Annotated in this window: 25 protein-coding genes and 1 riboswitch; of the genes, 17 read left to right on the plus strand and 8 right to left on the minus strand. The window is 42.4% G+C overall.

What is annotated here, in order from left to right:
* Nucleotides 1-10 precede the first annotated feature (10 nt).
* From ACHUFA_RS01855 to ACHUFA_RS01870, 4 genes are all read left to right on the plus strand, one after another.
* Nucleotides 11-505 carry a phosphatase PAP2 family protein gene (locus ACHUFA_RS01855; protein ID WP_222350043.1) on the plus strand — a complete coding sequence of 165 codons (495 nt, stop codon included), beginning with the start codon at nucleotides 11-13 and terminating at the stop codon, nucleotides 503-505.
* A 139-nt stretch (nucleotides 506-644) separates the two neighbouring features.
* Entirely contained in the window at nucleotides 645-3,287 is a 2,643-nt protein-coding gene (gene polA, locus ACHUFA_RS01860) for a DNA polymerase I (RefSeq protein WP_394404745.1), read from the plus strand.
* 257 nt (nucleotides 3,288-3,544) lie between these two features.
* A complete protein-coding gene (locus ACHUFA_RS01865) occupies nucleotides 3,545-3,841 on the plus strand; it encodes a bacteriocin immunity family protein (protein WP_222350047.1) in 297 nt (98 codons plus the stop codon).
* A 9-nt stretch (nucleotides 3,842-3,850) separates the two neighbouring features.
* On the plus strand, nucleotides 3,851-4,282 hold the full coding sequence (locus ACHUFA_RS01870; RefSeq protein ID WP_222350049.1) for a CoA-binding protein: 432 nt from the start codon (nucleotides 3,851-3,853) through the stop codon (nucleotides 4,280-4,282).
* A gap of 26 nt (nucleotides 4,283-4,308) precedes the next feature.
* Here the strand turns inward: ACHUFA_RS01870 and ACHUFA_RS01875 are convergent, their stop codons facing one another.
* Nucleotides 4,309-5,226 carry a DUF975 family protein gene (locus ACHUFA_RS01875; protein ID WP_394404746.1) on the minus strand — a complete coding sequence of 306 codons (918 nt, stop codon included), beginning with the start codon at nucleotides 5,224-5,226 and terminating at the stop codon, nucleotides 4,309-4,311.
* 167 nt (nucleotides 5,227-5,393) lie between these two features.
* Between ACHUFA_RS01875 and tgt the strand changes: the two genes are divergently transcribed.
* The 5 genes from tgt (at nucleotide 5,394) to ACHUFA_RS01900 (ending at nucleotide 10,090) form a co-directional block, all read left to right on the plus strand.
* Nucleotides 5,394-6,536 (plus strand): tRNA guanosine(34) transglycosylase Tgt, encoded by a 1,143-nt coding sequence (gene tgt / locus ACHUFA_RS01880; RefSeq protein ID WP_222350053.1) that lies wholly within the window; start codon nucleotides 5,394-5,396, stop codon nucleotides 6,534-6,536.
* A gap of 108 nt (nucleotides 6,537-6,644) precedes the next feature.
* Nucleotides 6,645-7,355, plus strand: a complete 711-nt coding sequence (gene yycF, locus ACHUFA_RS01885) for a response regulator YycF (RefSeq protein ID WP_222350055.1) — start codon at nucleotides 6,645-6,647, stop codon at nucleotides 7,353-7,355.
* Complete coding sequence (gene vicK / locus ACHUFA_RS01890; RefSeq protein WP_222350057.1) at nucleotides 7,345-8,700, plus strand: cell wall metabolism sensor histidine kinase VicK; 1,356 nt, start codon at nucleotides 7,345-7,347, stop codon at nucleotides 8,698-8,700. The genes yycF and vicK overlap by 11 nt, the downstream gene beginning before the upstream one ends.
* Before the next feature lie 6 nt (nucleotides 8,701-8,706).
* On the plus strand, nucleotides 8,707-9,510 hold the full coding sequence (locus ACHUFA_RS01895; RefSeq protein ID WP_222350059.1) for an MBL fold metallo-hydrolase: 804 nt from the start codon (nucleotides 8,707-8,709) through the stop codon (nucleotides 9,508-9,510).
* Nucleotides 9,511-9,517: 7 nt separating this feature from the next.
* Nucleotides 9,518-10,090 (plus strand): GDSL-type esterase/lipase family protein, encoded by a 573-nt coding sequence (locus ACHUFA_RS01900; protein ID WP_222350061.1) that lies wholly within the window; start codon nucleotides 9,518-9,520, stop codon nucleotides 10,088-10,090.
* 4 nt (nucleotides 10,091-10,094) lie between these two features.
* On the opposite strand, the gene ACHUFA_RS01905 is transcribed toward ACHUFA_RS01900, so the two are convergent.
* Nucleotides 10,095-10,283 carry a hypothetical protein gene (locus tag ACHUFA_RS01905; RefSeq protein ID WP_222350093.1) on the minus strand — a complete coding sequence of 63 codons (189 nt, stop codon included), beginning with the start codon at nucleotides 10,281-10,283 and terminating at the stop codon, nucleotides 10,095-10,097.
* 9 nt (nucleotides 10,284-10,292) lie between these two features.
* Complete coding sequence (gorA, locus tag ACHUFA_RS01910; RefSeq protein WP_394404747.1) at nucleotides 10,293-11,642, minus strand: glutathione-disulfide reductase; 1,350 nt, start codon at nucleotides 11,640-11,642, stop codon at nucleotides 10,293-10,295.
* Nucleotides 11,643-11,893: 251 nt separating this feature from the next.
* Between gorA and ACHUFA_RS01915 the strand changes: the two genes are divergently transcribed.
* From ACHUFA_RS01915 to ACHUFA_RS01930, 4 genes are all read left to right on the plus strand, one after another.
* On the plus strand, nucleotides 11,894-13,051 hold the full coding sequence (locus ACHUFA_RS01915) for an efflux RND transporter periplasmic adaptor subunit (protein ID WP_394404748.1): 1,158 nt from the start codon (nucleotides 11,894-11,896) through the stop codon (nucleotides 13,049-13,051).
* Nucleotides 13,032-13,727: an ABC transporter ATP-binding protein gene (locus ACHUFA_RS01920; RefSeq protein ID WP_222350087.1), complete on the plus strand. Its 696-nt coding sequence runs from the start codon at nucleotides 13,032-13,034 to the stop codon at nucleotides 13,725-13,727. The genes ACHUFA_RS01915 and ACHUFA_RS01920 overlap by 20 nt, the downstream gene beginning before the upstream one ends.
* On the plus strand, nucleotides 13,727-14,974 hold the full coding sequence (locus tag ACHUFA_RS01925) for an ABC transporter permease (RefSeq protein ID WP_394404749.1): 1,248 nt from the start codon (nucleotides 13,727-13,729) through the stop codon (nucleotides 14,972-14,974). The genes ACHUFA_RS01920 and ACHUFA_RS01925 overlap by 1 nt, the downstream gene beginning before the upstream one ends.
* A gap of 148 nt (nucleotides 14,975-15,122) precedes the next feature.
* On the plus strand, nucleotides 15,123-16,187 hold the full coding sequence (locus ACHUFA_RS01930) for an LLM class flavin-dependent oxidoreductase (protein WP_394404750.1): 1,065 nt from the start codon (nucleotides 15,123-15,125) through the stop codon (nucleotides 16,185-16,187).
* A gap of 240 nt (nucleotides 16,188-16,427) precedes the next feature.
* Here the strand turns inward: ACHUFA_RS01930 and lysS are convergent, their stop codons facing one another.
* Nucleotides 16,428-17,918, minus strand: a complete 1,491-nt coding sequence (gene lysS, locus ACHUFA_RS01935) for a lysine--tRNA ligase (RefSeq protein WP_394404751.1) — start codon at nucleotides 17,916-17,918, stop codon at nucleotides 16,428-16,430.
* 152 nt (nucleotides 17,919-18,070) lie between these two features.
* On the opposite strand from lysS, the gene ACHUFA_RS01940 reads away from it, so the two are divergent.
* Nucleotides 18,071-18,970, plus strand: a complete 900-nt coding sequence (locus ACHUFA_RS01940) for an HAD family hydrolase (RefSeq protein ID WP_394404752.1) — start codon at nucleotides 18,071-18,073, stop codon at nucleotides 18,968-18,970.
* A gap of 18 nt (nucleotides 18,971-18,988) precedes the next feature.
* Here the strand turns inward: ACHUFA_RS01940 and ACHUFA_RS01945 are convergent, their stop codons facing one another.
* From ACHUFA_RS01945 to ACHUFA_RS01960, 4 genes are all read right to left on the minus strand, one after another.
* The gene (locus tag ACHUFA_RS01945; protein ID WP_222350077.1) at nucleotides 18,989-19,474 is read right to left on the minus strand and encodes an aminoacyl-tRNA deacylase; all 486 of its coding nucleotides are present in this window, start codon (nucleotides 19,472-19,474) and stop codon (nucleotides 18,989-18,991) included.
* On the minus strand, nucleotides 19,471-20,313 hold the full coding sequence (locus ACHUFA_RS01950) for a DUF368 domain-containing protein (RefSeq protein ID WP_394404753.1): 843 nt from the start codon (nucleotides 20,311-20,313) through the stop codon (nucleotides 19,471-19,473). Before ACHUFA_RS01950 ends, ACHUFA_RS01945 begins: the two co-directional genes overlap by 4 nt.
* A 53-nt stretch (nucleotides 20,314-20,366) precedes the next feature.
* Nucleotides 20,367-20,915, minus strand: a complete 549-nt coding sequence (gene thiT, locus ACHUFA_RS01955) for an energy-coupled thiamine transporter ThiT (RefSeq protein WP_394404754.1) — start codon at nucleotides 20,913-20,915, stop codon at nucleotides 20,367-20,369.
* Between the two features lie 55 nt (nucleotides 20,916-20,970).
* Nucleotides 20,971-21,073: riboswitch (TPP riboswitch) on the minus strand.
* A 19-nt stretch (nucleotides 21,074-21,092) separates the two neighbouring features.
* On the minus strand, nucleotides 21,093-21,950 hold the full coding sequence (locus ACHUFA_RS01960; protein ID WP_222350071.1) for a glycoside hydrolase family 25 protein: 858 nt from the start codon (nucleotides 21,948-21,950) through the stop codon (nucleotides 21,093-21,095).
* A 132-nt stretch (nucleotides 21,951-22,082) separates the two neighbouring features.
* On the opposite strand from ACHUFA_RS01960, the gene ACHUFA_RS01965 reads away from it, so the two are divergent.
* The 3 genes from ACHUFA_RS01965 (at nucleotide 22,083) to ftsW (ending at nucleotide 24,261) form a co-directional block, all read left to right on the plus strand.
* Nucleotides 22,083-22,595: a hypothetical protein gene (locus ACHUFA_RS01965; protein ID WP_394404755.1), complete on the plus strand. Its 513-nt coding sequence runs from the start codon at nucleotides 22,083-22,085 to the stop codon at nucleotides 22,593-22,595.
* The gene (locus tag ACHUFA_RS01970; protein WP_394404785.1) at nucleotides 22,576-22,944 is read left to right on the plus strand and encodes a DUF4430 domain-containing protein; all 369 of its coding nucleotides are present in this window, start codon (nucleotides 22,576-22,578) and stop codon (nucleotides 22,942-22,944) included. Before ACHUFA_RS01965 ends, ACHUFA_RS01970 begins: the two co-directional genes overlap by 20 nt.
* A gap of 102 nt (nucleotides 22,945-23,046) precedes the next feature.
* The gene (gene ftsW / locus ACHUFA_RS01975) at nucleotides 23,047-24,261 is read left to right on the plus strand and encodes a cell division peptidoglycan polymerase FtsW (protein ID WP_222350065.1); all 1,215 of its coding nucleotides are present in this window, start codon (nucleotides 23,047-23,049) and stop codon (nucleotides 24,259-24,261) included.
* Nucleotides 24,262-24,291: the final 30 nt, after the last annotated feature.

Here is a 24,291-nt window from a genome sequence, read left to right on the forward strand (position 1 = left end):
TAATAAAGACATGAGAAACTATGAAGAAGTTTATGCAAATATGGCCAGATTTTTAGAAAACAGCCCTTTTCTTAAAAAAGCAGTTATCTGGCTCAACCACTATATCACCTATGTCATGTATCTAGCCTATCCGCTTTTTCTGTTAATTACCTTTTTTCAAGGGGAATTTCAGTGGAAATGGGTGCTGGTACCGGCTGTGGGCTTTAGTTTACTGAGTCTCGTACGCAAACTCATCAATGCGCCACGCCCCTATGAAGTTTATACTATTCAACCTCTGATTGAAAAGACGACCAAGGGAAATTCCATGCCCAGCCGTCATGTCTTTTCAGCGACGATTATCTCCATGTGTTTTTTGTCTCATCATATCGGTTTAGGAGGTTTGGGGCTTTTTCTGTCAGTAACTCTTGCAGTCTGTAGAGTCTTGGTTGGTGTGCATTTTCCGAGAGATGTGCTAATGGGATTTAGTCTTGGTATGTTGGCAGGAAGTATTCTATTTATGATGTAGAAAGAATCCCTAGTTGACAGGGGAAAGGGAGTGCCTACGGGTACTTCTTTTTATTCTTATCAAAAAACGAGGCAGATTTTCTCCTCCATGTAGTGTCTTACTCCCCCTAGTCTAGTCATTTCGTGCTATAATAATAGATATGACAAACAAGAATAAATTACTGTTAATTGACGGTTCCTCCGTTGCTTTTCGTGCCTTTTTTGCACTCTATAACCAAATTGACCGTTTCAAGAATGCCAATGGTCTTCATACCAATGCCGTCTACGGTTTTCATCTCATGCTCAATCATCTCTTGGAGAGGGTAGAACCGACTCACGTTTTAGTTGCCTTTGATGCGGGGAAGACGACTTTCCGTACCGAGATGTACAGTGACTACAAGGGTGGTCGTGCCAAGACACCAGACGAGTTTCGAGAACAGTTTCCATTTTTGCGCCAGCAATTAGATGTGCTGGGTATTCAGTATTACGAACTGGATCGCTACGAAGCGGATGACATCATCGGGACTTTGGCTAAACAAGCTGAAGCGACAGATGAACATTTTGAGATTACCGTTGTGTCTGGCGACAAGGATTTGATTCAACTGACAGATGAAAACACAGTTGTTGAGATTTCTAAAAAAGGAGTGGCTGAGTTTGAAGAATTTACTCCAGCCTATCTTATGGAAAAAATGGGGATTACCCCAGCTCAATTCATCGACCTTAAAGCTCTCATGGGAGACAAGTCGGACAATATCCCAGGCGTAACAAAAATTGGAGAGAAAACTGGGCTCAAACTCCTCATCGAACATGGTTCCTTGGAAGGTATTTATGAGAATATTGATAGCATGAAGGCTTCCAAGATGAAGGAAAATCTTATCAATGATAAAGAACAAGCCTTCTTATCTAAGACCTTGGCGACAATCGACACCAACTCACCGTTGGAGATTGGTTTAGATGACATCCGCTATGCTGGTCCGCAAGATTTGGATGCCATGGCGCGCTTTTATGAAGAAATGAACTTCAAACAGTTTCGAGCTCAACTCGGTGCGACACCTGCTGTCCAACAAGAAGAAATCGATTTCCAAGTGGTGACAGAGGTGACAGCCGACATGCTCCATGAGGATCAATTCTTCTACTTTGAGATTTTGGGAGAAAATTACCATAAGGAAGATATTGTCGGATTGGCTTGGGGCGATAGCCAGCAGATTTATGTAGGACACCCAGCTTTGCTACAAGACGCTGTCTTGCGCGATTTCCTTGGGAAAACTGCGATTAAAACCTATGATTTTAAGCGAAGCAAGGTTCTGTTGGAACGAGTAGGTATTGAACTAGCACCAGCCAATTTTGACAGTCGTCTGGCTAAGTATCTCCTATCTACTGTTGAGGACAATGAGTTGACGACGATTGCTCATCTCTATGGTCAATGTCAATTGGTAGCAGATGAAGTCGTCTATGGAAAAGGTGCTAAACGTGCACTTCCAGAAGAAGCGGTGCTCTTTGAACATTTGGCTAAGAAAGTACAGGTTTTGCTGGAAACAGAAGCACCGATGTTGGAGCAACTCAGCAATCATCAGCAAACAGAATTGCTATTTGATATGGAGCAACCTCTGGCCTACGTCCTTGCCAAAATGGAAATTGCAGGTATTCGTGTTCAAACCAAAACCTTGCAGGAAATGCAGGCTGAAAATGAAATCTTGATTGCCCAGCTCACTCAAGAAATCTATGATTTGGCAGGTGAAGAGTTTAATATCAATTCCCCTAAACAGTTAGGTACTATTCTGTTTGAAAAAATGGGGCTACCACTCGAGTACACTAAGAAGACTAAGACAGGGTACTCCACAGCAGTCGATGTCCTAGAGCGCCTAGCACCGATTGTCCCTGTTGTGTCTAAGATTTTAGAATTCCGTCAGATTTCTAAGTTGCAGTCAACCTATGTCATTGGTCTGCAAGACGCCATTATGGCAGATGGGAAGATTCATACCCGCTATGTTCAAGATTTGACGCAAACAGGGCGTTTGTCTTCTACAGATCCTAACCTGCAAAATATCCCTGTTCGTTTAGAACAAGGACGCCTCATTCGTAAAGCTTTTGTCCCAGAGTGGGGAAATGCAAGTTTCCTTTCATCTGATTATTCTCAGATTGAGTTGCGGGTGCTGGCTCACATTTCTCAGGATGAGCATTTGATTGCTGCCTTCCAGAATGGTGCAGATATCCATACAGCGACAGCTATGCGGGTCTTTGGTATCGAAAAACCAGAAGATGTCACTCCAAATGACCGCCGTAATGCCAAGGCTGTTAACTTCGGTGTGGTTTATGGCATTTCAGACTTTGGCTTGTCGAACAACCTAGGTATCACTCGCAAAGAAGCCAAAGAATATATTGAACGTTACTTTGAACGTTTCCCTGGAATCAAACACTACATGGAAGAAATCGTACGTGAAGCGCGTGATAAGGGCTTTGTAGAAACTATTTACCATCGTCGCCGTGAGCTACCAGATATCAATTCTCGTAACTTCAATGTACGTAATTTTGCAGAACGAACTGCCATCAATTCACCAATTCAAGGATCGGCAGCGGATATTCTCAAGGTTGCTATGATCAACTTGGACAAAGCCTTAACAGAATCAAACTTCAAGACCCGCATGCTCTTACAAGTGCACGATGAAATTGTCCTTGAAGTCCCAAATGACGAATTGGAAGCTGTTAAAACACTCGTCAAAGAAACCATGGAATCTGCTATCCAACTCTCCGTACCACTCCTCGCTGACGAAAACGCAGGAAAAACCTGGTATGAAGCGAAATGAGGGAGCACTACAGAAATCGATGATTTCGTCTTAGCGCCCCCGCAAGGACAATGAGGTAGGTATCAAGTTTGCTAGGTCAACGCTGATAACTGCCCAGTGTCTACTGCGCATGAGATCAGGATGGTTTTGCGCTGTAAACCCTCCCTTCGCTTTTGAAATTCTAGGCTCAGGTTCTTCTATAGAGTACTTAGATGGAAAGGCTTGTCAAGGATATTTCTCTGTGATATGATGTTAAGAAAAAATGAGGAGGGCTAGTGATGATTCCAAAAATTGACAACGCAGAACCATTGAATCTGCTTTATGATTTGATTTTGCAAGAAGAGGTCAGTCAGGAAGAACGGGATTTATTGGTTGAGGCTAAAAATAAAATTGAAGCCGGTGATGAGGCTTTGCCAGTTTTTAATCTTTTACTGGGACAGTTACGTCCCCTTGCTATTGGTCGTCGCATGTCTAAGCCGGTTTCTGATTTTTATCTGAAAGCGATGACGCGACCTGCAAATGACCAGAAATTCTGGGGCTTGATTCATGCCGCGTGGAGCTTGACCCCTAAATAAGGAGTTTTTATGACTTATCATTTTCAAAATCCAAGTCAAAATATTATCTTTGACTATCTGAAAAATAGCAAAACTATCGCAGTTGTGGGGTTGTCAGATCGACAGGAAACAGCTGCTTACAGAGTAGCTCAGCTCATGCAGGAGGCTGGTTACAAGATTATTCCAGTCAATCCGAAACTAGCTGGTCAGGAGATTCTTGGTGAGAAGGTTTACAGTCGCTTACAAGATATTTCTGAGAAAGTGGATATTGTAGATGTTTTCCGCCGTAGTGAGTTTCTAGCAGATGTAGCGCGTGATTTTGTGGAAACAGATGCGGCGATTTTCTGGGCACAGCTTGGATTAGAAAGTCAAGAAGCAGAGGACATTTTGCGAGCTGCTAATCGCAATGCTATTGTCATGAATAAATGTATTAAGATTGAATACCTTGAGATGAAAGCATAGAAAAAAGAAGCACTCGCTTCTTTTTTCTATGCAGTTGTAGTGAAGTTTCCACTTAAAACATCTTCTTTCATCTTACGGTCTTTCAGAACAGCATTGTAGAAATGGATCTTAGCAGCGCTGTAGTATGGATAGACATAGATACCGACTAAACCAAAACTCAAGCCTTGTAAGAAAAACCAACCAATAAAGGAAAGACTTAGCAGGAGGAGTTTGAATTTGTAGCCTTTCATGATACGGCGACTTTCCTTGATCAGTGCCATAGGACCAGTATAAGTGCCTGCTTCTAACTGTTCAAACAGCAAGATTTCAACCTGTGAGTAGGCTAATTCTTGTGGTAAATAGATAGCCAAACCAAAGGCAAAGATGCAGAGACCAATGATGAGGATACCGGTAAACATTCCTAGCATATACTGGATTGTTTCAGGATCATATGCGGAATTCATTGATAGCAAGGCGCAAACGATAAGTCCAACCAGTCCTCCAATAATCATGACTAGACCGATTAGGTAAATCAGTCCCCATAAGAAGAGCAAGAGCCTTTTTATAAAGACTGTAAAGAATATTTTTCCAAAGTGTTGGTGTTGGAAAATCGTGAATCCATCCTTAAAACCAGTACCTTCTTGGTGTTTACGAAGGATATTCAAAATAGTAAATGTTAAGGACAAGAGAATAAAGCTTAGCAATATACCGATTAGCAAAGGGAAAAGAGATGCTGAAATAGTACTAGTAAAGGATGTTGTACTAGCCAGGCTATCTTCAAAATGACCAGATGTCAGTGAATTCAGAGCTTCTTGATTAACAGTCGATGAAGATGAATTTCGGAAAAAACTAATGAGACTTGAAAATAAGGAAACTAGTGCAGGAGCCAAACCAAGTAGGTAAATCCCTGGGGTTTGCTCGATTGTCTGGCGTGCATGTGCACGGATTTGGCTAATAGAAAACATGTAAATACCTCCTTTTTACCATCTTATCATAATCAATTATAAAAATCTCTGTTCTCCGTAAATATTCTTTGTTGCATACATTAATAAGATGACAATTCTGCTGAATTTTGTTACACTAGAAAGGCTGAAAAGCGCCCAAGACTGTATTTCTTGAAAGCGAGGAACTTATGACGGATTATCCTATCAAATACCGTTTGATTAAAAAAGAAAAGCATACGGGAGCCCGCTTGGGTGAGATTATTACGCCCCACGGGACCTTCCCGACGCCTATGTTTATGCCAGTTGGAACGCAGGCTACTGTCAAAACCCAGTCGCCTGAAGAGCTCAAGGAAATGGGTTCAGGGATTATTTTGTCCAATACCTATCACCTCTGGCTACGTCCTGGTGATGAACTCATTGCTAAGGCAGGCGGTTTGCATAAATTTATGAACTGGGACCAAGCTATCTTGACAGATAGTGGCGGTTTCCAAGTTTATTCACTGGCGGACAGCCGTAATATCACCGAAGAAGGCGTGACCTTCAAGAACCACCTCAATGGTTCAAAAATGTTCTTGTCACCAGAAAAGGCCATTTCTATTCAGAACAATCTCGGTTCTGACATTATGATGTCCTTTGATGAGTGTCCACAATTTTACCAACCATATGATTATGTGAAAAAATCAATCGAGCGGACCAGCCGTTGGGCGGAGCGGGGGCTCAAAGCCCACCGTCGTCCACATGATCAAGGTCTTTTTGGAATCGTTCAAGGTGCTGGCTTTGAGGACCTTCGTCGTCAATCAGCTCACGACTTAGTGAGCATGGATTTCCCAGGCTATTCCATTGGTGGTCTGGCTGTTGGGGAAACCCATGATGAGATGAATGCGGTGCTGGATTTCACGACACCACTCTTACCTGAAAACAAGCCACGTTACCTCATGGGGGTTGGGGCACCAGATAGCTTGATTGACGGTGTCATTCGCGGTGTTGATATGTTTGACTGTGTCTTGCCGACTCGTATTGCCCGCAACGGTACTTGTATGACTTCGCATGGTCGTTTGGTGGTCAAAAATGCCCAGTTCGCAGAAGATTTCACGCCACTTGACCACGAATGTGATTGCTACACATGTAAGAACTACACGCGTGCCTACCTTCGTCACTTACTTAAGGCTGATGAAACCTTTGGTATCCGCTTGACGTCTTACCACAATCTTTACTTCCTTGTTAATCTCATGAAAAATGTCCGTCAGGCAATCATGGATGACAATCTCTTGGAATTCCGCCAAGACTTTATGGAAAAATATGGTTATGGCAAAAACGGCCGTAATTTCTAATAGAAGGGGAGCTGAGGCTTCCTTTTTCTATACGCAACATTAGTCTCAAACATGCATTCTGACGGGATTTTTGTTATAATGTTTTAATTAAACAAAGGAAGCAAGAACATGAAGAAAATTTTAATTGTAGATGATGAGAAGCCAATCTCAGATATTATCAAATTTAATATGACGCGTGAAGGTTATGAGGTCGTGACGGCTTTTGATGGACGGACCGCGCTGGAAATGTTTGAAGCAGAAATTCCTGATATTGTGATTTTAGATCTCATGTTACCAGAGATTGATGGCTTAGAAGTGGCCCGTAATATTCGTAAGACCAGTAATGTGCCCATTATCATGCTGTCGGCCAAGGACAGTGAATTTGATAAGGTTATCGGTCTCGAAATCGGGGCAGATGACTATGTGACCAAGCCGTTCTCAAACCGTGAATTGCAGGCGCGTGTGAAGGCACTTTTGCGCCGTAGCGAATTGACCGAAACGCAAGTTATCGAGACAGAAATAAGTGGTCAGGCAGAGTTAGTTATCGGAGATTTGACCATTTTGCCGGATGCTTTCGTGGCTAAAAAGCATGGTAAAGAGTTGGAATTGACCCACCGTGAGTTTGAGCTGCTCCACCATTTGGCCAACCATTTGGGACAGGTCATGACTCGTGAACATCTTTTGGAAACTGTTTGGGGCTACGATTATTTTGGCGATGTGCGGACAGTTGATGTGACAGTTCGTCGCTTGCGTGAAAAAATCGAAGATACGCCAAGTCGTCCTGAATACATCTTGACCCGTCGTGGTGTCGGCTATTACATTAAAGCAAATGATCAATAAATTACGTTATTTAATGACGACCCAGGAATTTTGGTTCATCGTCATTTTAATTGGTTTTGTGGTGGCGCTGATTTTCATGATTATCGAAAATCATCGCGACAACAAACACATCAAAATTCTCAATCAAAAGGTCAAGGAATTAATTGCAGGAGATTACTCGGATATTTTAGATATGCGTGGAAGTCCTGAAATCACGGATATGACAAATTCTCTCAATGATTTGTCAGAGGTCATTCGCTTGACCCATGACAATTTGGAACAGGAAAAGACGCGGTTGTCCTCCATCCTGTCTTACATGAGTGACGGTGTGGTGGCAACGGATCGTATGGGTCATATTATTATGATCAATGATATGGCGCAGAAGCAGCTAGGTTTGACCAAGAAATCAGCGTATCAGACTGCACTTTTGGACATCCTAGATTTGGAGGGACGCTATAGTTTCCGAGATTTATTGGCGCAGACTCCAGAAGTTCTAGTCGATCATGCCAATGAAAATGGGGAATACCTAGCTCTGCGGGCAAATTTTGCGACTATCCGTAGTGAGAGTGGGTTGATTTCGGGTCTGGTGGTTGTCTTACATGATATGACGGAACAGGCCAAGGAAGAGCGGGAGCGTAGACTCTTCGTTTCCAATGTGAGTCATGAGTTGCGGACACCTTTGACTTCCGTCAAATCTTATCTAGAAGCGCTGGATGAAGGGGCTCTTAATGATGCAGTAGCACCGAGTTTTGTCAAGGTATCGCTTGACGAGACCAACCGCATGATGCGTATGATTTCCGACCTGCTGAGTCTATCTCGGATTGATAATGCGGCAGCCAATATGGAATTTGAGTTGACCAACTTTACAGCCTTTGTGACTTTTATCCTCAACCGATTTGAGCAGATGAAGAGTCAGGATGCTACCAAGGAATACAGTATTGTCCGTGATTACCAGATTACACCGATTTGGATTGAGATTGATACCGATAAGATGACTCAGGTCTTGGACAATATCTTGAATAATGCTATTAAGTACTCACCAGATGGTGGCAAGATTACCTTTAGTATGAAGACGACAGACAGTCAGCTGATTGTGTCCATTTCAGATGAAGGATTGGGGATTCCCAAGACGGATTTGCCTAAGATTTTTGACCGTTTTTATCGGGTGGACAAGGCGCGTTCGCGTGCCCAAGGTGGTACAGGTTTAGGCTTAGCTATTGCCAAAGAAATCGTCAAACAACACAAGGGCTTTATCTGGGCCAAGAGTGAATATGGACATGGTTCGACCTTTACCATTGTCCTGCCTTATAACAAGGACGTGACCTTCGATGAATGGGAAGATGACACGGATACAGAGGAAGAATAGGAGACTATGAGCGAAGTAGGGTTTCAATATAGTATATTAGCTTCAGGTTCCAGTGGAAATTCTTTCTACTTGGAAACGGAGAAAAAGAAAATTTTAGTAGATGCCGGTCTGTCTGGCAAGAAAATTACCAGTCTTTTAGCGGAAATTGACCGCAAGCCGGAGGACTTGGACGCGATTCTAGTGACCCATGAACACAGCGATCACATCCATGGGGTTGGGGTGTTGGCGCGCAAGTACGGTATGGACATTTATGCTAATCAAGAAACTTGGAATGCTATGGAAGGCAAGCTGGGTGAGATTGACACAGCACAAAAGCATATTTTTGAACTAGGGGTAACCAAGACCTTTGGAGACTTGGATATTGAGTCCTTTGGTGTCAGTCACGATGCAGCCTGTCCACAGTTTTATCGCTTTATGAAGGATGATAAGAGCTTTGTCATGCTAACGGATACAGGCTATGTATCAGATCGTATGGCAGGAATTGTGGCTAATGCCGATGGCTATTTGATTGAGTCCAATCATGATGTGGAAATCTTGCGGGCGGGTTCCTATTCTTGGAATCTCAAGCAGCGGATTTTGTCAGACAAGGGGCACTTGTGCAACGAAGATGGGGCAGATGCCATGATTCGTACGCTGGGCAATCGCACCAAGAAGATTTATCTGGGGCACTTGTCCAAGGAAAATAATATTAAGGAATTAGCCCATATGACCATGGTCAACCAGCTAGCTCAGGCTGATTTGGGTGTCGGAGTAGACTTCCAAGTCTACGATACATCACCAGATACGGCAACTAAGTTGACACGCATTTAGAGGGGCGATGAAGGTTCTTTTGTTGGGAGATAGTCTTTTTGCCCGCCATGAGGGTAAGGAAATTCCTCATATCAATCATTCTTTATTGGCCCGTCAAGCAGATTTACAGATAGATAATCGCGCTGTTTCCGGGGACAATACCTTTGACCTTTTGAATATATTGCAGGGCCAGTCCAGTTGGTCAGCGGATTACATTTTTATCATTATTGGTGCTAATGACTTGGCCATTCATAAACAGGTCTTTCTAGGGGAATATTTGGAAAATCTGAGAAGAATTGTAGAGATATTGAGGCGTCAAATCTCTGCTAACAGGATTTGTCTTATATCACCACCACCAGTTGATGAGGATCTGCAAGCCTATCGCACTAATCGTCTGGTGGCCTATTACACAGAAATTATGGAGCAGGTGGCTAGTGAAGAAGGGGTGAACTTCCTATCTCTAAGAGCTACCTTTGAAAAAAGTGGTCTTACTGTTAAGGAAATTCTGCGAGGTCAGATAAATGACGGCTTGCATTTTGGTAGCTTGGGTTATGAATTATTGGCTGAAGCCATGCTAAACATTATAGGAAAAAGAGAGTGACCGTTCACTCTCTTTTTGCTTGTCTGTGTTCTTTAATTTCTCTGTAGGAAGCCAGCACCTGATAGGCTAAGATGAAAAATGTCACTCCTAAGAGGATTTGGTTGGGCAAGCCTGTCAAAAAATGCAGGCGAGTGTTCAGAAGACAGAGGATGACTACGGCTAAACTAGTTAAGGTTAGAAGAGATTTTTTCATGAGAATCTCCTAGCGCATGGTCACAAATTCTTCAGAACCAGTGGGATGGATAGCAACTGTTGCATCAAAATCAGCCTTGGTAGCCCCCATCTTGATAGCTACTGCAAAGCCTTGAATCATTTCATCCACACCGTAGCCAATGCCGTGCAGACCGACAACTTTTTCCTCAGTACCTACGGTTACCAATTTTAGGCGAGTCACTTGACGGTGGTCAGCCATGGCTGTGTACATGGAAGTGAAGTTGGAGAGGTAGCATTTAACTTGGTCAGAACCGTATTGTTCAATAGCTTCCTCTTCTGTCAAGCCCACTGTTCCGATAGCAGGGTGGGAAAAGATGACAGTAGGAATGTTGCTGTAGTCCATTTTTACAGATTCTTGACCGTTAAATAGTCGCTGAGCCAAGAGTCGTCCGGCCTTGATAGCGACAGGAGTTAATTCTTTTTCTCCAGTTACATCACCCAGGGCATAAATCCCAGCAACAGCAGTATTCTGGAAGTCATCTACAGCGATATAGCCACCTTCAGTCAGAGTCACACCAGCAGCTTGAAGATTGAGATTTTCTACATTTGGTGTGCGGCCAATAGCCCAGAGAACTTGGTCTGCCACATGTGAGGTTCCATCTTCAAAGTGCAGTTCCAGCTGACCATTAGCTAGTTTTTCAAGTTTACTTGGAATTTTATGGGTGTGTAGTTGCAAGCCAGTTTTGTTCATCTCTTCTACGAGTGATTCAATGATAGAATGGTCAAATTTGCGCAAGGGACGATCTTTACGGACGAAAAGGTCTGTCTTGACACCCAAGTTGTGCAGGACACCTGCCATTTCGACAGCGATGTAGCCAGCGCCGACCACAGCTACAGACTGGGGCAAACTTTCCCAGGAAAATACATCATCAGATACCACGCCTAGTTCATTGCCAGGAATATTCGGAAGAGTAGGGCGGGCACCTGTTGCGATGACGATATGCTTAGCGGTCAGTTGCTCTCCATTGGCTTCTACTGTGTGTGTGTCAAGAAAACGTGCGTAGCCTGCGATATGTTCCACACCATTACGTGCCCAATTGTTGGCATAGCCTTGACGGGAACGATCAACGTAGCCTTCACGATGCTTGCGGAGCTTAGCAAAATCAAACTGGATATTTTCGGTTGAAAAGCCGTATTCACTGGAATAAGTATGCAGTGTTTCAGCTACTTGGGCTCCGTACCACATGATTTTCTTAGGAACACAGCCTAGGTTGACACAGGTACCACCGACCTGCCCTCCTTCGATAACTGCTACTCTTGCGCCATGCATGGCTGCGCGATTGACAAATCCTGATCCTCCAGACCCTCCACCAATCGCAATGACATCAAATTCTCTCATGTTTCTCTCCTTTACTTAATATATGCTCATTCTAGCTTTTTTAAACATTTTTTGCAAAAATCCGCTACGATTATCCTATCTTACAAAAGTGTAAGGAATTGTAAGCTAGGCCCATGGCAAGGGGAATGAGGAAGTTTTAATATAAAATTATGGAAAAGTCTTGCATTATTTTTTGTTTAGGTGTATCATAACAGTAACACAAAGCTTGGTAGAAAAATCTTGCAAGCTAGTTTAATTAAAGGAGAAAATCTATGTTAAAGTCTAAAAAGGCAAAGATTGCTTTGTTTTCTGGATTGGGAGTAGTAGCTGTTGCTCTTGTTGGCGGAGCCCTTCTCTTCGGCGGAAAATCATCTACACCAAACACTACAGAAGTTGATAAGGCTCTGCATTATCAAACTGCTAAAGAAGGTTCGATTGCTTCTTCGACCTTGCTTGCTGGAACAGTTTCTGCAGCAGAAGAACAGTATGTCTACTATGACGCGACCAAGGGAGACATTACTTCTATCAATGTCAAACAAGGTGACCAAGTTACTGTAGGACAAGCCCTGGTACAATACGATGTGACTGAATTGCAGTCTAACTATGATACTGCTGTCCGTGCGCGTGACAAGGTTGGACGCCAAATTTATGATTTGCGTACAAATGGTCAAACCGTTCAAACAACAGGGGACGATGCGACTGATAATACGACAATCAATTCTGCTCAACGTTCTGTAGATATGCAGTTGCAAGATTTGAATGATAGCTATGCGGATGCTCAGGCAGCAGTTGACAAATCAGCTACGGCTCTTAACGACGCTACAATTAAGAGTACCGTTTCAGGTACAGTCGTTGAAGTGAACAACTCTGTCTCAAAATCAAATACTAGCACCAACCAAATAGTTGTCCACATTGTCAACCAAGGCAGCCTCCAAGTAACAGGTAGCTTGTCTGAATACGATTTGGCTAATATCAAAGTTGACCAAGAAGTTAAAATCACTTCTAAGGTTTATCCTGATCAATCTTGGACTGGTAAAATCAACTACATCTCTAACTATCCAAGCCAAGACGGCGGTGCAGGACAGACGACTGGTGGTGCTGGTAGCAGCGCGAAATATCCATTCAAAGCTACAATTACTAGTGAAGTTGGTCCATTAAAACAAGGTTTCTCAGTCAATATTGAAGTAGTGAATACAGCCAAACGTATCTTGGTACCTGTGACCTCTATTGTCAATGAAGGAGATAAAAACTACGTTTGGGCAATGGTAGATGGAAAAGCGAAGAAAGTTGAAGTTCAAATTGGTAATTCAGATGCTACAAATCAAGAAGTTACAAGTGGTTTGAAAGCAGGCGATAAAGTCATCTCTAATCCAAATGGCAGTCTAAAAGAGGGTGAAAAGGTGGATGCAGATGAAGAAAAAGCTAATTAAGTTACAAAATATTAACAAAAGCTATAAAAACGGAGATCAAGAATTACGTGTCTTAAAAGATGTGAGCCTAGAAGTGGAAGAAGGTGAATTTGTAGCCATCATGGGACCATCTGGTTCGGGAAAATCAACCCTAATGAATATCATTGGCTTATTGGACCGTTCTAGTTCAGGTGAATATTGCTTGGAAGATACCGAAGTGAGCCAACTTTCTGAGAAAAAATTAGCTCAGGTCCGCAACGACCAAATCGGCTTTGTCTTCCAACAATTCTTTCTCTTATCTAAACTCAATGCTTTGCAGAATGTTGAGTTACCGCTTATTTATGCGGGTGTTCCTTCTGGAAAACGAAAGGAATTATCCAAGCAATATCTTGAAAAAGTCGAATTGGGCGAACGCATGCACCATTTGCCATCTGAATTATCTGGTGGACAAAAACAGCGTGTCGCCATTGCCCGTGCCTTGGTCAATAGCCCCTCTATTATCCTAGCTGACGAACCAACAGGAGCTTTGGATACCAAGACTGGCGACCAAATTATGGCATTGTTGACAGAGCTTAATCAAGAAGGAAAAACCATTATCATGGTAACCCATGAGCCTGAAATTGCAGAATATGCGACTCGGAAAATTGTTCTTCGAGATGGTGTGATTACAGAAGATCGTCGTAAGGAGGGCTTGTAATGGAAAATTGGAAATTTGCCTTAAAATCCATTTTGGCCCACAAAATGCGATCTCTGTTGACCATGTTGGGAATTATTATCGGGGTGACTGCGGTTGTCGTAATTGTTGCTCTAGGGAATGGAATGAGCAGCAGCATTGCCAAGGCTTTGTCTGGTGACCAGCAGAATGTGAATATTTATTTCAGTAACACCAAAACAGATTCTTCTTCAGATGGTCTGATGTCTTCCTGGACAGAAACGCCTATTTCAGAAGAAAAAGAACCTGTATTGCAGGATACAACTTTGAAAGGTTTGTTAAACGTTGAGGGTGTGGAGAACTACTACACTGTTAATAATACACAGGCTGAGATGAGTTTTGGTAAGAGAAAAGCAGACGGTGTCAATATTACAGGGGTTAGTCAGAACTACTTTGACGTGAAACAGTACGATGTCCTTGCAGGGCGTAAGTTCACAGCAACTGACTATAGTAAGTTTTCACGGATTATCATGTTGGATAAAAATCTAGCTGAAAAGCTATTTGGGGATATTCAAGCAGCACTCAACCAAACAGTGAGCGTGAAAGAGCATTCTTACTTGGTAGTAGGGGTTTATAAAGATCCCCAAGCAGGAACAGCGATTTATGGTATGACATCAGGTGGGAATGCCGTTATGACCAATACGCAGCTTGCAGCAGAAGAAGGTGTCTCTGAAAATCAACAAATTTATGTTCATGTAAAAGATATTGCGCGTGCAAGTGAAATTGGTCGAGCAGCAGCAGATTATTTGACAAAAGCTACAGGTCTTCGTGAAGCAAGCTATACTATCTACGATATGTCAGCTATGCTGGACCAGTTTAACCAGCAAATGTCAGGAATCACGCTATTTATAGGTGCGGTGGCCGGAATTTCCCTCCTTGTAGGTGGTATCGGTGTTATGAATATCATGTTGGTTTCTGTTACAGAGCGAACACGTGAAATTGGTCTGCGGAAGGCTTTAGGTGCTACACGTGGAAATATTCTGGTTCAATTCTTAATTGAAGCTATGGTATTAACTAGTTTGGGTGGATTGATTGGCTTAGGCTTAGCTCAATTGATTGTCCTAGCTGTAAATACCAGCCATGTTATGGGACAAAATATTACAGCAGTGGTTTCTGTGCCAGTCATGATTGGAAGTATTCTTTTCTCAGCCTCTGTTGGTGTTATCTTTGGTGTCTTACCAGCCAACAAAGCATCTAAATTGGACCCAATCGAAGCACTTCGTTACGAATAATCTAAGAGAAGTTAGGAAAATCCTAGCTTCTTTATTTAGTATATAGCTACTTAGAGAAGTTTTGGAATAAATTTATCATAAGGCGTATTTCTTTACTTTATCACTAATTAAAGATAAAATAATTTTACTATAGATAAGGAGCAGACTTATGAAGATTGAACTTGGTATTTCGACATTTGGTGAAACAACGCAACTGGAAGGGACTGACAAGACCTATTCACATGCGGAGCGCATCCGTCAGCTAGTGGCAGAGATTGAGCTGGCTGATCAGGTTGGCTTGGACCTTTACGCAATTGGTGAGCATCATCGTGAGGATTTTGCGGTCTCGGCACCAGAGATTGTGCTGGCAGCAGGAGCGGTGAACACTCAGCAGATTCGCCTATCTAGCGCTGTAACCATTCTATCTTCCATTGATCCAGTCCGCGTTTACCAGCAGTATGCGACTATTGATGCCTTGTCAAATGGCAGAGCGGAAATCATGGCAGGTCGAGGATCATTTATTGAGTCTTTCCCACTTTTTGGCTATGACTTGGCCGATTACGAAGAACTCTTCAATGAAAAATTGGACATGCTCCTTGCCATCCGTGAACAGACAAATATAACTTGGCAGGGAACATTGACCCAATCAGTGGATAGTCGTCCAGTCTATCCTCGTGCAGTACAGGAAGAATTTCCGATTTGGGTGGCAACAGGAGGAAATCCAGAATCCACCATTTGTATTGCTGAAAAAGGCTTGCCAATTGCTTACCCAATGATTGGTGGCAATCCAAAGCATTTTGCCCGCTTGGTCCGCATGTACAAGGAAATCGGCGCTTTAAACGGTTATTCACCAGAACAGCTCAAAGTTGCTGCCCATTCATGGGGCTGGATTGAAGCAGATAAGCAAGCTGCCATTGACAACTATTTCTACCCAACTAAGCAAACGGTAGATAATATTGCCAAGGGGCGTCCTCACTGGTCTGAAATGACCAAAGAGCAGTACCTATCCTCTGTCGGACCAGATGGCGCCATGATGGTCGGTGATCCTGAGACCGTCGCTGCTAAAATCATCAAACACATCGAAACCTTCCAACTAGACCGCTTTATGCTCCACCTCCCGCTGGGTTCTATGCCACATGAAGCTGTCCTTGAAGCCATTCGACTCTATGGCCAAGAAGTGGCACCAAGAGTACGAAAGTATTTTGAAGGGAAGCAGGGGCCTGTTTTGGAGTAATTTATAATTGAACAAATCGAAGAGACTCTTGAGATACTGATTTTACCGTATTTTAAGAGTCTTTTATTGACAGGTAGATAAAAAACAGATTGACGAAAAATATTCTTAGACAAGACTTTTTTCGTCAATCTGTTTTTTTATTTCATCGTAGGGAGTAAAGATTTGTTTAGCCTCATGCCTAACAACAAGAGAGCATGTGGTCGTCCTGTGCAGTAGTCATGAGTAATGCAAATTTTACATTTACTTCATCGTCGGGAACAACAAGACATCGCGAATAGTTGTTGTATCTGTCAAGAGCATGCAGAGGCGGTCGATTCCGATTCCGAGGCCGCCTGTTGGTGGCATTCCGTATTCGAGGGCTTCCACATAGTCGTAGTCGATACCAGTCGCTTCGTCGTCACCAAGTTCTTTGGCAGCGGCTTGGGCTTCAAAACGTGATAATTGATCGATTGGGTCGTTTAATTCGGTGAAGGCGTTGGCATATTCCTTGGTCATGATGAAGAGTTCGAAGCGATCAGTGAAACGAGCGTCGTCATCATTTTTCTTAGCCAATGGTGACACTTCAACAGGGTGACCAAAGACAAAGGTTGGTTGGATCAATGTTTCTTCGACGAATTCTTCAAAGAAGGCGTTGATAATATGACCAACTGTTGTGAAGTGTTTTTCAAGTGGCACATGTTTTTCTTGCGCCAAGGCTTGCGCTTCTTCGACAGTCATTTCTTTCCAGAAGTCTACGCCAGTGATTTCCTTGATCGCATCCACCATGTGAACACGTTTGAATGGTTCATTAATCTTGATTTCAGTACCTTGGTAGTTGACAGGTCCGTCACCGATGACAGATCTTGCGGCATGTTGGATAATACCTTCTGTCAAGTCCATGATGTCCTTGTAGTCTGCATAGGCTTGGTATGCTTCGATAGAAGTGAACTCAGGATTGTGGGTTGCATCCATACCTTCGTTACGGAAGATACGGCCGATTTCATAGACACGTTCCATACCACCAACGATGAGGCGTTTCAAGTGCAATTCAGTTGCGATACGAAGCACCATATCAATGTTTTGAGCATTGTGGTGAGTGATAAATGGACGGGCAGAAGCACCACCAGCTTCGTTGTGAAGAACAGGTGTCTCAACTTCCAAGAAACCATTGCTGTCCATGTAACGACGGATTTCAGAAATGATTTTTGAGCGAGTCACAAAACGATTGAAGCTCTCGCGGTTCGAAATCAAGTCCAAGTGACGTTTGCGGTAGATGGTCTCAACGTCTGTTAAACCGTGGAATTTTTCAGGAAGTGGACGGAGTGCTTTAGACAAGTGAGTGAGTTTTGTTGCCTTGATAGACAATTCACCCATGTCTGTACGCATGACTTCACCTTCGACACCGAGGAAGTCACCAAGGTCAGCTTTTTTGAAGATTTCGTAGTTTTCTTCGCCGACAGAATCCTTGCGAACGTAGAGCTGGATTTGGCCTTCACGATCTTGCAAGTGAGCGAAACCAACCTTACCTTTACCACGTTTGGTCATGAGACGACCAGCGATTACAGCTGTCTCGTTCAAGTCGTGCAATTCTTCTTTTGATTTATCAGCGTATTTGTCTTTTAATTCTTGAGAGTTGGCTGTGCGCTCGAAACGCTTACCGAATGGATCAATTCCTTGTTCAGCCAAGGCTATCATTTTTTCGCGACGGACAATCTGTTGGTCGTTTAATTCTTTCATGTGTTCGTTGGACATAGTTTCCTCCAAATAATTTTCCCTAAAAAGGCATCTATCCAATCCATTGTACCACAAAAAGCTAGAAAAAACACGACTTTCCAGCCTAGTTTGAATTCTCTTGCAAAAAAGAGTATAATCGTGAACGGAATAAAAGAAAAAGAAAGGTCACCATGATTACTTCAATTGTTTTTGACGTTGATGATACCATTTATGATCAGCAAGCCCCTTATCGTAAGGCCATTGAGCGCTGTTTCCCTGATTTTGATATGAGCCAAATTAATCAAAATTATATTCGCTTCCGCCATTACTCAGATACTGGATTTCCTAAGGTTATCGCAGGTGAATGGACAGTCGAATACTTCCGTTACTGGCGCTGCAAGGAGACTCTTTTGGAATTTGGCTATCCTGAAATTGATGAAGAAATGGGGCGCAAGTTTCAAGAGGTCTATGAATACGAGCTGGAAAATATTACCATGCTAGACGAAATGCGGATGACTTTGGATTTCTTGAAGTCAAAAAATGTACCCATGGGTGTCATTACAAATGGTCCGACAGAACACCAGCTTAAAAAGGTGAGAAAATTGGGACTATATGATTATATTGAGCCTCAGCATGTGATTGTCAGTCAAGCGACAGGTTTTCAAAAACCTGAGAAAGAAATTTTCAATCTGGCTGCTGAACAATTTGGCATGAATCCTGAAACCACTCTTTATGTTGGGGATTCCTATGATAATGATGTCATGGGAGCGGTCAATGGTGGCTGGCGCGCCATGTGGTTTAATCACCGAGGACGTAGTTTAAAACCAGGAACCAAGCCAGTATTTGACTTGGAGATTGACAACTTTGAGCAGCTATACGGTGCTGTAAAAGTTCTCTTTGATCTTCCTGGCAATAAATTTATCTTTGATGTCAATGATAAGAAAAATTCTATTTTGGAAATGGGAATTAACAACGGTCTTATGATAGCGGCAGAGCGTCTGCTAGGTAGTGGACTTCCGGTTGAAAAGGTGGTTTACTTACTCAAATTAAATTCGGATCAAGCCAACATTTTACGAGCAAAATATGAATAAAAAATGATTGAGGCAACCTCAATCATTTTTTGCTTCTGTTAAATCTGCAAATTCAGCCTTGACAAAGTCTGCCAAGCTTTGGCTATTGATACGGATAGATCGACCTAATTCGCCCGCAGAGACAATCATTGTCCCTTTTTCGAGAGCGATTTGGTCAATGTAAATAGGGAAATTGTGTTTTTGGCGAATGCCGACAGGGTTATTAGCGCCGTGTACATAGCCAGTCGTTTTTTCCAGATCCTTTTGTGGAATCATGCTGACTTTTTTGTTGCCGGAAATCTTGGCTAATTTCTTTTCAGAAAGATGCTCCGTAATAGGAAGAATCCCAATTACAGGTCCAGTTTTGTCACCGATTAAGGCTAAGGTTTTGAAAATATCTACTTCCAGAATACCCTCAGGAAGATTTCCCTCTATCGCATTTAAAGCTAGACTATCGTGTTCAATCTTTGCCTTGTCTAATATCTGGTCAACCAGCGTTTTCTTCAACTTATTTTTCTTACTCATTTATATTTTTCCTCAAGTTTGCTCATCCAAAGACCAAGCCAGATACCCAGTCCGCAGAAAATCAAAGCTAAGATCCAAGTAACAATGCCTGCTCCAGCATAGGAGATAGACTCTTTGTTGCCAGCATTTGGAATCAAAATCAAAAGAGTACTGGATGAGACAATTCCGATGATGAAATGGTAGACACGTGAGTGATAATTTTGGAGAGCGTAATCCATGGCTTTTGAAAAGGCGAGAATAGCTAGTAGACCACCGATGGCAATAGGAAGGAAGGTCCCAACCAAGTCAAGATTTTTGAAGCCTGTTAGCATTGGTGTGTAAATTCCTAAAATCAAGAGTAGATTTGAAGGGCTGAGTCCAGGAACCAGGATACCTAGTGCAATAAGTGCACCTGCTAGGACAAAACTAGCAAAGTTAGCAGGAAGTGTTCCGACTAAGTCGTTCAAGAAGTAGAGCAAGAGTCCTGAGACAACAAATGTTCCAAGTACCCAAGCCCAATCAGCTTGATCACGAGGGGATTTTTGAGTTGATTCTTTCCAGAGACTTGGCAAGGTTCCAATGATAGCACCCGCAAACCCCCAGAGAACGATGACTTGATAATGTTCCAGCAGGTATTCGACAGGGTAAGAAAAGAGGGCGATTCCTAAAATACCACCAATTCCAACAGGAATGAAGAAGAGAACATTTTCCACAAAATCTTTACGAATATGAGCTAAAAATCCAATCATCTGCTCGTAAATGCCTAAAATAGCTGCCAGCACTCCACCAGAAACACCTGGCAAGATGAAGCCCAGCGCGATAATCATACCTTTGATGATTCTTGCAATCCAAGAAACCATGATGACCTCCAATTAAAAAATGTGATACTTCATTGTACCACATTTTTGAACGTTCAAACCTTGAAAAAGTTGGGGCGGAGCTTGAGCAAAGTGATAAGGAGTGCCAAACAAATAACAGTTGAAGGTAAGATATATGAAAGGTTATAGGTCAAAGAATAAATCCAAACAGGAGTTCCTTTTGGTGCGTAGTCACCGTAAAAAATAATTCCTGCTAAAAAATTCCCTAAAAAGCGTATGCTGGCACCTAAAAAACTAGCTAGGGTTAAGGTTAAAATTTGTTTTTGGAAAGATTTTTGTTGTTTTAACTGTTTAGCCAAAAGTCCTGCAAAGCCAATGCCCGCATAGGAAAGAGCATAGTCGAGAAATACTTGAATGATGTTTAGGAAATAGCCCCCAAAGAATAGCTGGACAGTTCCCACGATCAATCCGCTTAAGATACCTGTAGAAAATCCGTGACGAAGAGCAAGGAGGAGGATGGGCAACATGACCAGAGAAACAGAACCGCCTTGAGGCATGGTATAGAGCGGAATTTTGTCCAGAATAAGGGCAAGTGCAGAGAAAATAGCAATTTCAGCTAGGGTTCGTAGATTGGTTTTCGACATAAAAAACTCCTTTGTCTATTGGCAAAGGAGTGGGTGGTCATGATTTATCCAGACAAGGTCTGTATAGCACAATTCCTACGCTAGTATGAACTAGATCAGGTTCGAGGATTTTCTTGTTCAGACAAGAATCTCAGCCAACGGCACTCCTTTGTGTCATGTAATTGCTTTTATTATAGCTTATTCTGTTGGGACTGTAAAGAGCTTTTGGTAAACTTCGTTAGGGTCTTTCAGAGTCGTTAACAAATTGAGGTCTAATTGATGGGGGAAACCATTGACATAACCTGCCGAAGTATACTGGTGAAGATCGTAATCCAAGTCTGTATTTGGTGCGGCATTGTAGTAGCCAGAGTCGGTTCCGTAAGTCGGAATCCAGACAGAATCAAACTTTTCTGTAGAAATAGAATGCTCTTCCATGAAGTAGGTCCCGATATAAATTCCGATATTTTTGGCACCGAGATTTTCGAGTTCTTGTCGGAAGGTTTCAACACCAGCATTCATATCGTCCATGGTCTTTTCTTCTACATCTAGCCAGTAGAAGGTTGGTTTGTATTTTGAGGCAGCTTTATAGAAAGATTTGGCCTCGTTTTTCATGGCTTTTTCATTTTTTCCCGTTACATAGGCGTAAACGGCTACTGGGACACCGCGTTTCTGAAATTCTTGAATATGCGTTTTGTAAGATTTGTCCAAACCGTATTTGTCAGAGGCATTGTTATCCTTTGTAGTGTGCGAGCCACTTTGGATACGAACGATGGCACCAGAGATATTTTGTGAAATGACATCGTAGTTCATGTCTGACGGAAGTTGCCAACCAGAAACATCAATGATTGGTTTCATGGAGAGGGCGTTTTCAATGTAATAACTAGAAGAGCTCATTGTAGACGACGAGGAGCTAGGGTTACTGGTCGAAGATATACTACTTATCGTAGTTGTTTTTGCATGTTTTTGCTGATTTGCCATTCCCCTTGTTGTTAGGATCATTCCCACAAATAAAAGAAAGAAGGCGATTACAAAAATTGGTTTAATTTTCTTTCTCATCTTGTACATTTTACCCTAAAACCTTTAAAAAATCAAAAAACCAAGCTAAAATAATGAAAAAATTGAACTTGACAGGCCTGTCAGAATAGTCTAGTCTTATAGTGAAAAGAATAAATGATAAAGTGAGTCTGCATGTCTACAAAAAGAATGAGCCGGATTGCTATTTTGTCTGCCTTAGCGATTGTCCTTCGCTTTGCCTTTGGTGCCTTTCCCAATGTCAAGCCTATCACGGCGATTTTCTTAGTTAGTCTGCTCTATTTTCCTTTAGCAGATAGCTTGCTCATTATGGCTTTAACCATGATTGGCAGTGGCATTTACTTTGGTTTTTCCATTGTTGTCTTGTGGCAGATAGTGAGCTTTGGTTTGATGATGCTGGCCTGGCGCTTTTTGGTGCTTCCTTTGACGGAGGAGCTTTCCTGGGCGACTATCCTGCAAAGTATTTTGGCGGGCCTTATGGCCTTTGCCTATGGCTTCCTCATCAGTATTCCAACATCAATTCAATTTGGAGCCAATCTCTGGATTTACTGGTTGAATGGTTTGATGTTTGATGCTTTACATGCTGCATCAACCTTTATTTTTTATCCATTTATTTATCAATTATTTAGGAGAATCTATCGTGAAAAGAATGTATTTTTTAGCTCTTAGCCTCGTGTTATCTGTATTTTTAGTTGCTTGTCAATCTCAGAAACCTACTGAAAAATCTCTTGAAAAAAACTATACTGCAATGTTGATAATTGAATTTTCAGGTGAGAAAAAAGATAGTCAAAAAGTAGAATTCAAAGAAGGTGACAAGGTGGTTGACATTTTGGAAAAAGACCATAAAGTCGAACTCAAATCAGGGATGGTGACTGCTATTGATGGCGTCAAGCAAGATGAAGCAACCTTCACTTACTGGATGTATGATGTGAATGGTGAAATGGCACCAAAAGGGGTAGAAGAGCAGGTCGTCAAAGATGGAGATGATATTAAATTTTATCTTCAAACTTATAAATAATTTTAGAGGTCGCAAGGCCTCTTTTTGCTATAGAAAGTTCAGACTTTTCTGAAAGAATGTGATATAATGTAACAATATCTAAAAATGGAACGAGGAGGGAAAATGAAGATTGACAAACGGCATTTGCTGAATTATTCTATCTTAATCCCTTATTTGATTTTATCGGTAATCGGATTGATTATGGTTTATTCAACCACAAGTGCCTTGCAGATAAAAGATGGTGGAAATCCTTTTAAATTGGTTATCAGTCAGGCCGCCTTCTGGCTCATTAGTTTAGCGGGGATTTGGTTGATTTATAGAATGAGGCTGAGCTTCTTGCGTAGAGGCGGCTTGATTGGCTTGGTTGTAGTCATAGACTGGGTCATGTTAGTGGTTTCCCATTTCTTCGAAGCGGTTAATGGTGCCCACGGTTGGATTCGTTTGGGACCAATTGGCTTTCAGCCTGCTGAATACCTGAAGCTGATTATTATTTGGTTCTTGGCCCATAAGTTTGCGCGAATCCAAGGCGACATTCGAACCTATGATTACCAGGCCTTAACCAAGGGACGCTTGCTACCTGAGCAGTTCAATGACTGGCGAGTCATTAGTATCGTTTCTTTGGGCTTAGTTGCTTCACTTCCTGACTTGGGGAATGCGACCATTGTTGCCTTGATTATTATTATCATGGTCACCGTTAGTGGGATTGGTCATCGTTGGTTTTCGACGAGTTTGGGACTCTTGACGGGAGGGGCCGTAGTCGTGTTAACGGCTATTAAGATCATCGGTGTTGAAGCCGTTTCTCAAGTACCAGTCTTTGGTTATATTGCGAAACGCTTTTCAGCCTTCTTCAATCCTTTTGAGGACTTGACAGATGCGGGCCACCAGTTGGCAAATTCCTATTATGCTATGAGTAATGGTGGCTGGTTTGGTCTTGGTTTGGGGAACTCGATCGAGAAAAATGGTTACTTGCCAGAAGCACATACAGACTTTGCCTTTGCCATTACCATTGAAGAACTAGGCTTGATTGGGGCCAGCCTTATCCTTGCCTTGCTTTTCTTCTTGATTTTACGCATTATCGTTGTGGGAATCCGTGCTCGCAACCCATTTAACTCAATGATGGCGCTGGGTGTTGCAGCTATGTTGCTCATCCAAACCTTTGTCAATGTAGGCGGGATTTCAGGTTTGATTCCCGCCACAGGTGTTACCTTCCCCTTCTTATCTCAAGGGGGGAATAGTTTACTGATTATTTCCATTGGAATTGGTTTTGTACTCAATATTGATGCCAATGAGAAACGAGAATTGATTCACGAGGAAATTGAACGCACTCTAGTGCAATAGGCTTATTTAGGAATAGAAAAGGGGATATAG

It is taken from the genome of Streptococcus hepaticus (assembly GCF_043656315.1).
In the GTDB taxonomy this organism is placed as follows: Bacteria; Bacillota; Bacilli; order Lactobacillales; family Streptococcaceae; genus Streptococcus; species Streptococcus hepaticus.

Excerpts from the sequence above, each read along its gene's own strand:
- ACHUFA_RS01855 (WP_222350043.1), top strand. The coding sequence starts at position 11 with ATGAGAAACTATGAAGAAGTTTATGCAAATATGGCCAGATTTTTAGAA.
- polA (WP_394404745.1), top strand. The coding sequence starts at position 645 with ATGACAAACAAGAATAAATTACTGTTAATTGACGGTTCCTCCGTTGCT.
- ACHUFA_RS01865 (WP_222350047.1), top strand. The coding sequence starts at position 3,545 with ATGATTCCAAAAATTGACAACGCAGAACCATTGAATCTGCTTTATGAT.
- ACHUFA_RS01870 (WP_222350049.1), top strand. The coding sequence starts at position 3,851 with ATGACTTATCATTTTCAAAATCCAAGTCAAAATATTATCTTTGACTAT.
- ACHUFA_RS01875 (WP_394404746.1), bottom strand. The coding sequence starts at position 5,226 with ATGTTTTCTATTAGCCAAATCCGTGCACATGCACGCCAGACAATCGAG.
- tgt (WP_222350053.1), top strand. The coding sequence starts at position 5,394 with ATGACGGATTATCCTATCAAATACCGTTTGATTAAAAAAGAAAAGCAT.
- yycF (WP_222350055.1), top strand. The coding sequence starts at position 6,645 with ATGAAGAAAATTTTAATTGTAGATGATGAGAAGCCAATCTCAGATATT.
- vicK (WP_222350057.1), top strand. The coding sequence starts at position 7,345 with ATGATCAATAAATTACGTTATTTAATGACGACCCAGGAATTTTGGTTC.
- ACHUFA_RS01895 (WP_222350059.1), top strand. The coding sequence starts at position 8,707 with ATGAGCGAAGTAGGGTTTCAATATAGTATATTAGCTTCAGGTTCCAGT.
- ACHUFA_RS01900 (WP_222350061.1), top strand. The coding sequence starts at position 9,518 with ATGAAGGTTCTTTTGTTGGGAGATAGTCTTTTTGCCCGCCATGAGGGT.
- ACHUFA_RS01905 (WP_222350093.1), bottom strand. The coding sequence starts at position 10,283 with ATGAAAAAATCTCTTCTAACCTTAACTAGTTTAGCCGTAGTCATCCTC.
- gorA (WP_394404747.1), bottom strand. The coding sequence starts at position 11,642 with ATGAGAGAATTTGATGTCATTGCGATTGGTGGAGGGTCTGGAGGATCA.
- ACHUFA_RS01915 (WP_394404748.1), top strand. The coding sequence starts at position 11,894 with ATGTTAAAGTCTAAAAAGGCAAAGATTGCTTTGTTTTCTGGATTGGGA.
- ACHUFA_RS01920 (WP_222350087.1), top strand. The coding sequence starts at position 13,032 with ATGAAGAAAAAGCTAATTAAGTTACAAAATATTAACAAAAGCTATAAA.
- ACHUFA_RS01925 (WP_394404749.1), top strand. The coding sequence starts at position 13,727 with ATGGAAAATTGGAAATTTGCCTTAAAATCCATTTTGGCCCACAAAATG.
- ACHUFA_RS01930 (WP_394404750.1), top strand. The coding sequence starts at position 15,123 with ATGAAGATTGAACTTGGTATTTCGACATTTGGTGAAACAACGCAACTG.
- lysS (WP_394404751.1), bottom strand. The coding sequence starts at position 17,918 with ATGTCCAACGAACACATGAAAGAATTAAACGACCAACAGATTGTCCGT.
- ACHUFA_RS01940 (WP_394404752.1), top strand. The coding sequence starts at position 18,071 with ATGATTACTTCAATTGTTTTTGACGTTGATGATACCATTTATGATCAG.
- ACHUFA_RS01945 (WP_222350077.1), bottom strand. The coding sequence starts at position 19,474 with ATGAGTAAGAAAAATAAGTTGAAGAAAACGCTGGTTGACCAGATATTA.
- ACHUFA_RS01950 (WP_394404753.1), bottom strand. The coding sequence starts at position 20,313 with ATGGTTTCTTGGATTGCAAGAATCATCAAAGGTATGATTATCGCGCTG.
- thiT (WP_394404754.1), bottom strand. The coding sequence starts at position 20,915 with ATGTCGAAAACCAATCTACGAACCCTAGCTGAAATTGCTATTTTCTCT.
- ACHUFA_RS01960 (WP_222350071.1), bottom strand. The coding sequence starts at position 21,950 with ATGAGAAAGAAAATTAAACCAATTTTTGTAATCGCCTTCTTTCTTTTA.
- ACHUFA_RS01965 (WP_394404755.1), top strand. The coding sequence starts at position 22,083 with ATGTCTACAAAAAGAATGAGCCGGATTGCTATTTTGTCTGCCTTAGCG.
- ACHUFA_RS01970 (WP_394404785.1), top strand. The coding sequence starts at position 22,576 with ATGTATTTTTTAGCTCTTAGCCTCGTGTTATCTGTATTTTTAGTTGCT.
- ftsW (WP_222350065.1), top strand. The coding sequence starts at position 23,047 with ATGAAGATTGACAAACGGCATTTGCTGAATTATTCTATCTTAATCCCT.